Annotated in this window: 11 protein-coding genes; 5 read left to right on the top strand and 6 right to left on the bottom strand. The window is 39.6% G+C overall.

Annotated elements, in window-relative coordinates:
- Positions 1 to 63 precede the first annotated feature (63 nt).
- From pstC to blp2, 5 genes are all read left to right on the top strand, one after another.
- Complete coding sequence (pstC, locus tag R5R67_RS07320) at positions 64 to 1443, top strand: phosphate ABC transporter permease subunit PstC (protein ID WP_001050723.1); 1380 nt, start codon at positions 64 to 66, stop codon at positions 1441 to 1443.
- Positions 1440 to 2837, top strand: coding sequence for a phosphate ABC transporter permease PstA (pstA, locus tag R5R67_RS07315; RefSeq protein ID WP_000107954.1), 1398 nt, complete (start codon positions 1440 to 1442; stop codon positions 2835 to 2837). Before pstC ends, pstA begins: the two co-directional genes overlap by 4 nt.
- A gap of 13 nt (positions 2838 to 2850) precedes the next feature.
- On the top strand, positions 2851 to 3753 hold the full coding sequence (gene pstB / locus R5R67_RS07310; RefSeq protein ID WP_001091973.1) for a phosphate ABC transporter ATP-binding protein PstB: 903 nt from the start codon (positions 2851 to 2853) through the stop codon (positions 3751 to 3753).
- A 146-nt stretch (positions 3754 to 3899) separates the two neighbouring features.
- Positions 3900 to 4862, top strand: a complete 963-nt coding sequence (gene sohB, locus R5R67_RS07305) for a protease SohB (RefSeq protein ID WP_000897185.1) — start codon at positions 3900 to 3902, stop codon at positions 4860 to 4862.
- Between the two features lie 275 nt (positions 4863 to 5137).
- Positions 5138 to 7324, top strand: coding sequence for an Ig-like repeat protein Blp2 (blp2, locus tag R5R67_RS07300; protein WP_000196840.1), 2187 nt, complete (start codon positions 5138 to 5140; stop codon positions 7322 to 7324).
- A gap of 43 nt (positions 7325 to 7367) precedes the next feature.
- Here the strand turns inward: blp2 and R5R67_RS07295 are convergent, their stop codons facing one another.
- The 6 genes from R5R67_RS07295 to R5R67_RS07270 form a co-directional block, all read right to left on the bottom strand.
- A complete protein-coding gene (locus R5R67_RS07295; protein WP_000570324.1) occupies positions 7368 to 8009 on the bottom strand; it encodes a DUF2238 domain-containing protein in 642 nt (213 codons plus the stop codon).
- 82 nt (positions 8010 to 8091) lie between these two features.
- Entirely contained in the window at positions 8092 to 9480 is a 1389-nt protein-coding gene (gene purB, locus R5R67_RS07290) for an adenylosuccinate lyase (RefSeq protein WP_000993080.1), read from the bottom strand.
- Positions 9481 to 9534: 54 nt separating this feature from the next.
- Positions 9535 to 10269, bottom strand: coding sequence for a high frequency lysogenization protein HflD (hflD, locus tag R5R67_RS07285; protein ID WP_000229971.1), 735 nt, complete (start codon positions 10267 to 10269; stop codon positions 9535 to 9537).
- Between the two features lie 13 nt (positions 10270 to 10282).
- Complete coding sequence (mnmA, locus tag R5R67_RS07280; RefSeq protein WP_001187604.1) at positions 10283 to 11416, bottom strand: tRNA 2-thiouridine(34) synthase MnmA; 1134 nt, start codon at positions 11414 to 11416, stop codon at positions 10283 to 10285.
- 4 nt (positions 11417 to 11420) lie between these two features.
- Positions 11421 to 11909 carry an NUDIX hydrolase gene (locus R5R67_RS07275; protein ID WP_000741962.1) on the bottom strand — a complete coding sequence of 163 codons (489 nt, stop codon included), beginning with the start codon at positions 11907 to 11909 and terminating at the stop codon, positions 11421 to 11423.
- Between the two features lie 119 nt (positions 11910 to 12028).
- Positions 12029 to 12574 (bottom strand): gamma carbonic anhydrase family protein, encoded by a 546-nt coding sequence (locus R5R67_RS07270; RefSeq protein ID WP_001107199.1) that lies wholly within the window; start codon positions 12572 to 12574, stop codon positions 12029 to 12031.
- Positions 12575 to 12646 lie beyond the last annotated feature (72 nt).

The raw sequence follows: 12646 nt of genomic DNA, 5'->3' as shown, positions 1-12646 counted from the left end.
TCAGCCTTTTTGTCTAACACGTTTTTCCCAAATTATGACAATTGAGAAAACAGTGGAGAATACATGAATCTGCTACTTATCGGTGTGTTGTTAGCCCTTGTGGCAATTGCATATCAACTTGGGCTGAGAAAGAGCCGCCACCTAGCAGGTAAGGGAAGCAACTCGGCGACATTACATTCTCGTCCTGGTTATTATGGCGCACTGGTTGGGCTTTGGTGCGGTATCCCTGCTTTTTTAATTTTGATCATTTGGAACTTGGTTGAGCCAAGTATTTTAAATCATATTATTTTTAACAACGTACCTGCTTCTGTGACAGCTTCTCTAGATGAAGCAGCAAGAAGTGTACTTGTTGATCGAGTTCAAGCGATCGCTTCTGGTTTTGGGGTAAGTGATCATCCCGCAGCTTATGAGTTGGCTGCTGCTCAGCAATATGCAAAATTTCAAACTATTGGCTCTTTTGCCAAATTTGCTGTTGTTGTCTGTGCCGCTTTGTTGGGCTTAGTGTGGGCAAAGAAAAAAATCAGCCAAGAATATCGCGCACGTAACCAAGTTGAGCGTGCAATTAATGTTGGTTTGATCTTATGTTCTGGCGTTGCAATTTTAACCACGATCGGCATTGTAATGTCGATGTTTGGTGAGGCAATGCACTTCTTCCATTTTGTAAGTCCAATCGACTTTTTCTTTGGTACAGAATGGAACCCTGGCTTTAGTACTTCAGGTAATGCAGAAGGTAGTTATGGTTTATTACCATTACTATGGGGCACGCTCATGGTCAGTGGTATTGCCTTATTAGTTGCTGTACCTGTTGGCTTAATGATTGCTATTTATTTAGCTGAGTATGCTTCGCCGTGGTTACGTTCATGGGCAAAACCTACCATTGAAGTTTTAGCGGGTATTCCAACAATTGTTTATGGTGTTTTTGCCATGATGATTATTGGGCCATTCTTTAAAGCTGCTGGTGCGTATGTCGGTATTGAAATTAATGCAACTAGTGCTTTGACTGCCGGTTTTGTAATGGGAATTATGATTATCCCATTCGTTTCATCTTTGTCTGATGACATTATTACTCAAGTTCCTCGCGCACTTCGTGATGGTTCGTTAGGACTGGGCGCAACCAAATCAGAAACGATTCGCCAAGTGGTTTTACCAGCAGCTTTACCGGGTATTACAGGGGCATTTTTATTGGCTGTTTCGCGTGCCGTAGGGGAAACCATGATTGTGGTTTTGGCAGCAGGGAACAGTCCACTTCTACATGCAAATCCGTTTGAAGCTGTTTCGACAGTTACCGTAACCATTGTAAAACAGTTAACGGGTGATACTGATTTTGCGAGCCCACAGGCCTTGGTGGCATTTGCACTGGGATTAACACTCTTTGTGATCACTTTAGGATTAAACATTGTTGCACTGTACATTGTGCGTAAATACCGTGAGCAATACGAATGAGTACATCAAATACATCGTCTCCTATGGATCAGAACGTATTTGATCCACAAGCTGCTGCTCAGGCACGTGATCGCCGTAAAAAAGTGATTGAAAAATCACTGGCTAAACGTCACCGCAAAGAAAAAGCTTTCCGCTTTGCAGGTTTGTCAGCAGTTGTTATTGGTCTTGCATTCGTTGCGCTACTGTTTGGCAGTATTTTGGCAAAAGGGTTACCAGCATTCTGGCAAACCAGTATGAATGTACCAGTCTACTTCGATCCTAAAGTAATTGATGCAGGTCCAGTGCCAGTACGCACACAAGGTGAAACACCTGCACATTACCAAGAACGTTATGTCGATTGGCAAACGAAAATGGGTATGGTCGATTGGGATAGCCTGATCGTAAATGGCATGATTGCTAAAGATCCTTCACTTGCATCACAACGCGATTATTTAAGTAGCCTTTATGCAAGTTCTGAAGCTTATCGCTTACGTGATATGGTGTTTGCTGACCCATCACTCATTGGGAAAAAAGAGAACCTAACTTTCTTGGGTGATGCCAATGTAGATGTATGGCTGAAGGGTAATATTGACCGCTCATTACCAGACGATCAACAACAACTTGATCCGGAAATCCGCAAGCTGGCAGATGACCTTAAAGCAAAAGGTGTACTTGAAAATACCTTTAATACGACTTTATTTAAGAATCCTGACTCTCGTAGTTCACCAGCGATTAGTGGTCTTGCAGGCGCATTCATGGGTTCATTATTCATGATGCTGATTGTGATCATTATCTCGATTCCAATCGGTGTTGCCAGCGCAATCTATCTTGAAGAATTTGCTCCAAAGAATGTCATTACAGACATTATTGAAGTCAACATTAATAACCTTGCTGCTGTACCTTCAATCGTGTTTGGTTTGTTGGGTGCTGCAATCTTTATTGGTTGGATGCATTTACCGTTGTCAGCTCCTTTTGTCGGTGGTTTGGTATTAAGTTTAATGACACTACCAACAGTCATTATTACAACACGTGCTTCTTTAAAAGCTGTGCCACCTTCAATTCGACAAGCTGCCCTAGGTTTAGGTGCGTCTAAAGTACAAACCGTTTTCCATCATGTTTTACCGCTAGCGTTGCCCGGCATCATGACGGGTGCAATTATTGGTGTTGCACACGCACTCGGTGAAACTGCACCTTTACTTTTAATCGGGATGAGTGCATTCGTTGCAAGTGTTCCAACCACCCCATTTGATCAAGCAACTGCTTTACCTGTCCAAGTTTATCTATGGCAAGGTAATGAGTTGCGTAACTTCTTCGAAGGCCGTACTGCTGCTGCGATTATCGTACTTCTTGCATTAATGATTGGTTTAAACAGCCTTGCAATTTGGTTACGTAAAAAGTTCGAAGTGCGTTGGTAATAGAGGATAAATCATGAATACTATTGATATTACGAATTCCTTAGAAAAGGATAAGTTAGTGAATACTGAACAATCTCAACTTACAGATACACAACTGCATCATGGCACTTCGTATGTTTCGCATTTTGAACCACATGCTTCAAAAAAGCCAAACTCAACCGAAATCAAGATCAGTGCACAAGATGCGCATGTTTATTATGGTGACTTTGAAGCGATTAAAGGCATCGATTTAGATATTTATCAAAATGAAGTAATTGCTTTTATTGGGCCATCTGGCTGCGGTAAATCGACTTTCCTGCGTACTTTAAACCGTATGAACGACACGATTGATGGCTGTCGTGTGACAGGTAAGATCACTCTAGATAACAAAAATATCTATGATCCAAATCTGGATGTTGTATTACTGCGTGCACAAGTTGGTATGGTGTTCCAAAAGCCAAATCCATTTCCTAAATCTATTTTTGATAACGTGGCATATGGTCCGAAGCTACACGGTTTAGCACGTGACAAATATGACCTAGAAGAAATTGTTGAAAATAGCTTGCGTAAAGCAGGTCTATGGGAAGAAGTGAAGGATCGTTTAAACCAACCGGGTACTGGCTTATCTGGTGGTCAGCAACAACGTTTATGTATTGCACGTACAATTGCAGTAAGTCCAGAAGTGATCTTGATGGATGAACCTTGTTCTGCGCTTGACCCAATCGCAACGGCGAAAGTGGAAGAGCTGATTTCTGAACTTTCTGATCAATACACAATCGTTATTGTAACGCACTCTATGCAACAAGCAGCGCGTGTTTCAGACCGTACAGCTTACTTTCATTTAGGTGATTTGATTGAAGTAAACTCTACAGAGAAAGTATTTACTCAGCCTGACCACCAATTGACAGAAGCATATATTACTGGTCGTTTTGGTTAATTGATCGTTGTAAAAGAAAAAGAGCCTAGTGCTCTTTTTTTATTTAATAAATGAAAATGACTCTATTTTGCAAAATCGCTATTGAATTTTAATCAAAAGAACCACATCTTAAGGCTATAAAGACAAACTTATGAGCATAGAATTTTATGTTATTCCATTTGCCTAAACTCCCTGCGGAAATACGTGTTAGTCATTTAAATGCACGTGTAAATGAACAGAGAAAAAAAATTGCACAAACCACAGCAAGCCGTTTAGAGCTTTTACAATTGGCTCAACAACTTGCAAAAGAAGCTAAAATTCGCCGTAAGAACAACCAGAAAATTTTTGTTTTAGATTTTAAAGGTGACATTCAGGCATCTGCGGTTGAAAATCTTCGTGAAGAAATCACCCTTATTTTAGCAACGGCTAAAGCTGGACGTGACCGTGTTGTGGTACGTCTTGAAAGCCCTGGTGGTATGGTTCATGGATATGGATTGGCGGCAGCTCAATTGGTTCGTTTGCGTGACGCAGGTTTTCATTTAACGATTTGTGTGGATAAGGTTGCGGCAAGTGGCGGCTACATGATGGCTTGTATTGCAAATGAAATTATTTCTGCACCGTTTGCTGTCGTGGGTTCGATTGGTGTTGTGGCTCAGGTACCAAATTTTAATCGACTTTTAAAAGAACATAACGTGGACTTCGAACTTTACACAGCAGGGCAATATAAACGTACTGTCACCATGTTTGGTGAGAATACTCCTGAAGGTAAAGCGAAATTTGAAGAAGAGCTACAACAAACGCATGTGTTGTTTAAGCACTTTGTAGAGAAATATCGTCCACAGCTTAATGTAGACAAGGTTGCTACAGGTGAACATTGGTATGGTCAGGATGCACTTGATTTAAACCTTGTAGATAAACTACAAACTTCCGATGAGTATCTATTAGCGTTGTTACCTCAGCATGACGTATATGTAATTAATACCCGTAAAAAAGCAACTTTGGGTGAAAAATTAGGTTTGCAAGCAGCTCAAATGGCAGATAGCCTGATTCCGGCTGTAATGAATAAAGTGGCTGATACTTTAGCAAAAGCGAATTCAACTTTAGTTCAAATGCGCGATACTAAATTTTAATTAAGATATATTTTCAAATTAAAGAGTGCCTTTTAGGGGTGCTCTTTTTTATGCGAAAGATTAAAAGAATTTGATTTGAATTGCCGGAACGACAATTCATTTTTATAAAAAATAGATATTGAATAAAGATTCAAAAAAAATTGTTGATAAATATACTTATTGAATTGTGATAAATAAGTGATTTTGATATTTTAGGCAACAATAAAATAGCTTTTAGATGATCCATTTAAAAGATAAACATTTAAAAATATAACTGAAATTTAGGACAGGAAATAATGACAAGAATAATTGTAGCATCCAAAGAGGGTTTGGACGTTCTGCAAGATGGTCAGCTCAATAAGGTGGTTTTAAACCAACCTACTATTATTCAAATTGGTGTAAGTCAAAAAGATATCGCATCGATGGAAAAGCAGGGTGGAAGTCTAGTCATCCATTTAAAAAATGGAGAAACAATTGTCTTAGAAAATTTCTTTAATGAAGCAACGAATACAACAGAGCATTCACTCGTTTTTCCAACTGAACAAGGAAAATTTGTTGAAGCACAATTTGATGCTCAAGGTAAGGTTATAGATTATAGAGGCTTAAATCATGTTACGGATTTGGCCTATACCAGTACGAGTCCTTCAGCTGCAACAATGGCCGTTGATAATGATCCAAGCTTTTCAATGGGTAATGTACTAAAAGCAGGCTTAGCAGTTTTAGCCGCTGAAGGTTTATATCTTTGGGCATTTGATAAAGATGATAAAGATGATACACCCAGTACTCCCGATTTAATAGCACCTGCTGCTCCTACAGCTACGCTTGCTGATGATACTGTGACAGTGACTGGCAAAACTGAAGCAAATGCGAAAATCTATATTAAAGATGCAGCAGGTAATACAGTGGCCTCTGGTGTTGCTGATGCGAGCGGAAATTACACGATTAAATTAGATAAGCCGTTAGTGAATGGGGATAAATTAAATGTTATTGCTCAAGATGCGGCTGGAAATAATTCTAAAGTTACTGTGGTAACAGGAACAAAAGATACAATTGCCCCAGATGTTCCACAAGCTCAATTGAGTGATGATGGTTCCTTAGTGACAGGTAAAGCAGAAGCAAATGCAAAAATCACTGTTTATGATGCCACTGGCAAAGTATTAGGAACTGTTTTTGCGAATAAAGATGGTATCTATTCTTTAAAACTTACTCCACCATTAACCAGTGAAGCGGGCGGTAAAGTGGTTGCCGAAGATGCTGCGGGTAATAAATCTGAGGAAGTTAAAATTATTGCAGGTAAAGATACCATACCACCAGCATCTCCTTTTGTTGAAGTAAATAAAGAAGGATCGGTAATCCATGGTAAAACTGAAGCAAATGCAAAAGTTCAAATAAAAGATGCCGATGGTAAAGTGATTGGAAGTGGGACCGCCGATGCTCAAGGTGAATTTCAAATTACACTTTCACCTGCTTTAAAAGAGGCGCAAAAGGGCATAGTGGTTGTGGAAGATGCTGCTGGTAATGTATCTAAACCAGTTGAAATTACGCCAGGCTTTGACTCGATTGCACCAGATAAACCGACTGTTCAAATTAATACAGATGGTACTTCTGTAACCGGTACGGCTGAGGCCAATGCCAAAATTGAAATTAAAGATACAACAGGGAAGGTAATTGGTAGTGGAACAGCAGATGCGAATGGAAAATTTACAATTTCTATTTCACCAGCTTTAACGGATAATAAACATGCTTCGGTATCAGCTATAGATAATGCTGGAAATAAGTCTGAAGTTGTTGATATTGTAGGTACAAAAGATACAACACCACCAGCAAAACCTATATTAAATAGCGTAGATGATGATGTAGGCGCTGTTAAAGGAGCTATAACGGCTGGTTCTGAAACTGACGATGCTAGACCAAAACTTACAGGCTCAGGTGAAGCAAATGCAACTCTTACGATTTATGATAATGGTGTTGCAATTGGAGTTGTGACGGTAACAAGTGGTAGATCTTGGTCATTTACATTTGATAAAGACTTAGCTCTTGGTAAGCATACTATTACTTTGACTCAAACTGATGCGGCAGGCCTTACCAGTGAGGCAAGTTCTCCATTTACCTTTTATGTAGTTGCACCGAAAGCTGCGAGCCTGTCTGAAACTTCAGTAGATACTTTAAGTACAGAAGGGCCATCTTTGGCAGATAGTGTCGGATTGCATACTTTAAAGGTAGCGCAAAATACAACAACTGAGACGAATAACCCGCAGAAATCGGTTCCTTTAGATGATTTATTAAAAAGTTCTACGGCTAGTGAATCAGACCCAATCGCAAAGCTTCTCTCATCAACAGCGTTAAAAACGACTCAGGCATCTGAGCCAATCGAAGTAAATGCATCAGTTGGTCAGACAACATCAAATCCTGATCATCCTTTACCTGATACAACTTCTTCGGTTTTACAAAACCTTTTAGATCAAACTTATCCAGTTGTTTAGGGTATTTGAGACAATATGTAAAAAGCGCTCAATGAGCGCTTTTTTAATTTATTGTTTGATTTTTTGGTGTTGTGAGAAGAGCGATTAGCCCATAGAGGATTGCGCCAATTGTAGCGAGTAACATGTCTTTATGTGCATCCCACATATCACCTTGTTGCCCATTATAATTTTCAGCTTGTTCAGGTGATAGCCCGATTGCAATTACCCATTCGATCAGTTCATAAAAGACACTAGACGCCATCACAAACTGGACTACAAGTAAGAATAAAGAAAAAGGACGTGCAGTGGGTAACCATACTTGGAATACACGATAAATAAGAGGATAGAGCAAAACACCATAGGCAAGATGAACTAAACGATCATACATATTGCGGGACCAGCCCATATATTGATCTAGGTTGAAATGGAACACCTGTTGTATCCAGTCATTGTATGGAACGTAGGAGTAGAGATAGTGAGCACCAATAATATGGATTAATAAAAACAGTAGATAAAAAGTAAAACTTAAGAAATCGAGACCAATTTTTTTGAAAATAATAAAAAGCAGAATCACCATAAAAACAGTGCCAGCTTGATGAAGCAAATAAGCCTCAAACTCAAGTGGTTGAATACCTGAAATGATAATGGCAATAAAAAGCAGGCCAAGCGCAATATAGTGTTTAACTTTGAATTCTTTTTCGATCATTTTATAAATAAGTCTTTATTCTGATTTGTATGAGTGTAATAAAAAAGCGAAGCCTAAGCTTCGCTTTTTATAACTTTTTTAATTAGATTTTGCTAATTAATTCGTTAATTTGTTTAGCTTGTTCAGCAGCATTACCTGTGTAAGTTGCAGGTGTAAGCTCAGCTAAGCGAGCACGCTCTTCACTTGGTACTTGAGCAAGTTCGTTACCATTTACGAAGTCAACCATCATGTCACGCGTCATTGCTTGACCACGAGTTAATGCTTTTAACTTCTCATATGGTTTTTCAACGTTATAACGACGCATAACTGTTTGAATTGGCTCTGCAAGAACTTCTTGAGCTTGGTCAAGATCTTCATTTAAGCGGTTTGCATTGAGTTCAAGTTTACCAATACCTTTTAAGCAAGCATCAAAAGCAATTAAGCTTTGAGCAAAACCAACACCCATGTTACGAAGTACAGTTGAGTCAGTTAAGTCACGCTGCCAGCGAGAAATTGGTAATTTTTCGCCTAAGTGAGCCAACACTGCATTTGCAATACCTAAGTTACCTTCAGAGTTTTCAAAGTCGATTGGGTTAACTTTGTGCGGCATAGTTGATGAGCCAACTTCACCTTCTTTAAGTTTTTGCTTGAAGTAACCTAAAGAGATATAACCCCATACGTCACGGTTAAAGTCGATCAAAATTGTATTGAAACGACGTAACGCGTCAAATAATTCAGCCATGTAGTCGTGTGGCTCAATTTGAGTTGTATATGGATTAAATGTTAAACCTAAAGATTCAACAAAAGCTTGTGAATGCGCTGGCCAATCCACATTTGGATAAGCAGAAAGGTGAGCATTGTAGTTACCTACTGCACCATTGATTTTGCCTAATAATTCAACATTTTCAAATTGTTTGATTTGGCGAGCTAAACGATATGCAACGTTCGCCATTTCTTTACCCAAAGTTGTTGGGCTAGCAGTTTGACCATGTGTACGAGACAACATCGGTTGTTCAGCGTGAGTTGTAGCTAAAGCAGAGATTGCATTTAAAATTTGCTTCATGCTTGATACTAAAACTTCACGACCGTTTTTAAGCATAAGTGCATGAGACAAGTTATTGATGTCTTCTGATGTACAAGCAAAGTGAATGAACTCACCTGCATTTTGTAATTCAGCAATACCTGCAATTTTCTCTTTCAAGAAGTATTCAACTGCTTTTACGTCATGGTTAGTTGTGCGTTCAATTTCTTTAATGCGGTTCGCATCTTCTTCAGAGAAGTTGCTTACGATTGCATCTAGTGCTGCATTTGTTTCAGCTGAGAAAGGAGCAACTTCAACAATTTCTGGACGGTTAGAAAGCGCTTGTAACCAACGCACTTCCACAGTGACACGAGCATGAATTAAACCAAACTCAGAAAGAAAAGGGCGTAGCGCATCACATTTGCTGGCATAACGTCCATCTAATGGTGATAGTGCGGTTAAAGCGTTCATAACGATTCCTTAATGCTGGAATAAACATAAAACAAAAATAATCTCGTTACAGCCTTAGATAACTTGGTACTGTAAACGAGCAAGTGCTTGAATATCCTGTAGCAATTTACGTTTGCTAAAAATCATGTTCCATGAACTACCGCCGAGTTGTCGCCATAAATGGGCCATTTGTAGCCCCGTAAACAGACAAGCACGAATACGGTTGGTATGGTTGGTATCTTTAAATGCCTCAGCATTACCACGAACAAGAATACGTGGATTAATCTGTCCGGCAGTATCAACATAGGTTTGCGCCAAATTGGCTAAAATACTTGGGTGTAAATAGTTATTATCAAAAAAAGAAAGCTGTTTTAAAATCTTCTGCTGCGCTTTTTCAATAATCGCCACATATTCAGGATTGCTATAGACCTTTTTCTCTAACTGCAAAAGTGACATCGCATAAGACATTGGAAGCTTTGCACTACGCATTTTAGGCAAACGAGATTTAGGCGCATTGGTAAAAGGCTGAGTGATACAATTTTCAAGAGTTTTAAGACCCAACGAAATATCAGCCAATTGATTGAAAAAATCCAACGTCTGAACAGCATTATTATTTGTTGTAGGGCGAATATTTAAACTCGCCTTTATTAATAACTCAAAATAAAAGTTACCACTTTCACCAATACTTTGCTGACCTGTCATGGCGGTCATATGCGTAAGCTGGGTCGCTTGAAATACCCCAGCCAAGGCAAGGGCACGGTTTTGGCGAACATTCAAGGCTTGTGATTGTTGAAAGGGTAACTCCACCATGCCATTCATTCCCTTAAATAAAATTTGGTGTAGGGGCGTTTGTATGGTGAATAACACCCCCGCCTAGGCAAACTTCATCCGAATAAAATACAACACTTTGACCTGGTGTAACTGCACGTTGAGGTTCATCAAACTCAACACGAACACCATGCTCACTATTTTCATCAATAAACACTGTACAAGCTTGATCAGGCTGGCGATAGCGTGTTTTAGCAGTGCAACGTAATCCTTCAGCCGGAATATTTTGCTCGCCTGCCACCCAGTCAATGGCCTCACTCCAAAGCTGTGTACTTTGCATAAGTGGGTGATCATGTCCTTGGCCGACCACTAAACGGTTATTGGCAACATCTTTATGAAGTACAAACCATGCACCTTCTGATGCACCTTTCATACCGCCTAGACCAATACCGCCACGTTGACCGAGCGTATAGTACATCAGACCGTGATGTTCACCAACTTCTTTGCCGTTATCAAGTACAATTTTACCTGGTTGAGCGGGTAAATATTGTTTAAGGAAGTCATTAAAGCGACGTTCACCAATAAAACATATACCAGTTGAATCTTTTTTCTTCGCAGTTGCTAAGTCTAGTTCTTCGGCAATTCTACGAACTTCCGGTTTTTCAATTTCACCTACCGGGAAGAGCGTTTTGTTAATTTCACGGCCATGTACTGCATGTAAGAAATAAGTTTGGTCTTTATTGTTATCTAAACCACGTAATAAAGGTGCATATGCCTCACCTTTAGAGTTATAAGCAGTTTCAGCACGACGAGCATAATGACCTGTTGCAATAAAATCTGCACCTAAGGTCATGGCATGATCTAAAAATGCGCGAAACTTAATTTCTTTATTGCATAAGATATCTGGATTTGGAGTGCGACCGGCTGCATATTCAGCCAAGAAGTGTTCGAATACGCGGTCCCAATATTCCATAGCAAAGTTTGCAGTATGAAGTTTAATACCGATTTTATCTGCGACTGCTTGAGCATCGGCTAAATCTTCCATTGCCGTACAGTATTCCGTGCCGTCATCTTCCTCCCAGTTTTTCATGAAAAGGCCTTCAACTTGATAACCCTGTTGAAGTAAGAGCGCCGCAGAAACAGAGGAATCTACGCCACCAGACATACCGACGATGACACGTTGTTGCATAGGACTAGGCATCCAAATGAGAAGTTAATGAGGGAGAGAAAGGGTGCTCATAAATAAGAGCTAAAGGATAATGTTGTCCTTTCATGGCGTCTTCAATGGCTTTAATGACAAGAGGACTACGTGCACGGGCAGATTCTTTAAGTTCATCTAGAGTCATCCAGACAGCAGAAACAATACCTGTATCAAGTTTTGGGTCGCTTTCGACGTGGGTCACATGCGCTAAAAAGCAGAAGCGATAATAAGTACGGTCCGGAAACATAGGGGGGGTATAAGTATAAATACCAATTAGGGCATCTATATCTATATGATGTCCTGTTTCTTCAAGCGTTTCACGGATCGCTGCTTCTGTTAGTGTTTCACCACATTCCACATGACCAGCAGGTTGATTAAACACTGTGTGTACAAAACCTTCGCTATGTTCTTCGACAAAAAGATAGCGTCCATCTTTTTCTACGACTGTAGCGACAGTGACATGAGGAGTCCATGCGGCCATAAAAAAGCACCATGAATTTAAAAGTCGTATGATACGAAATTTAGGGGTTTTTGGCTACGGTCATCTTACAAACGATAGAGCATGCGAATAACTCTATCGTTTGAAAAACTCGGTTTGTTTTAATTTATTTGATTATCTTTATGGTTATTTTGCACTTTTACATAATGTCTTGCTGAGTAAGGTAAAAATGCCAATTCTTTTTCGGTTAGAGGACGTACTTGTTGTACGGGGCTTCCAACATAAAGATAACCACTTTTTAAGACTTTACGAGGCGGAACTAAGCTTCCCGCACCAATCATCACATCATCTTCAATAACAACATCATCTAAAATAACCGTATTGATCCCAACCAAAACTCGGTTACCAATAGTACAGCCATGTAAGGTGACATGATGGCCTACTGTCACATCTTCACCAATAATAAGAGGTGAACCATTAGGTTTTGCATCATTTTTATGGCTGACATGTAGCATACAATGATCTTGTACATTACTGTTTTTACCAATTTGAATACTATTTACATCTCCGCGAATGACTGCAAAAGGCCACACCGAAACATTTTCGGCCAATTTAACATCACCTACAACCACGGACATTTCATCAATGTAACAGCTTGGATCAATTTGTGGGTGATGGTCTAAATAAGGACGGATGTTTTTTGCCATGAGTAGTATCAATAGAAAATTTAGTAAAAGTATAAAATAAAAAAGCACTCACGCTAATAGCATGAGTGCTTA

This window comes from Acinetobacter sp. OYA S30 (assembly GCF_033599315.1).
GTDB lineage: Bacteria > Pseudomonadota > Gammaproteobacteria > Pseudomonadales > Moraxellaceae > Acinetobacter > Acinetobacter baumannii.
This window is presented reverse-complemented; position numbering and strand designations above follow the sequence as displayed.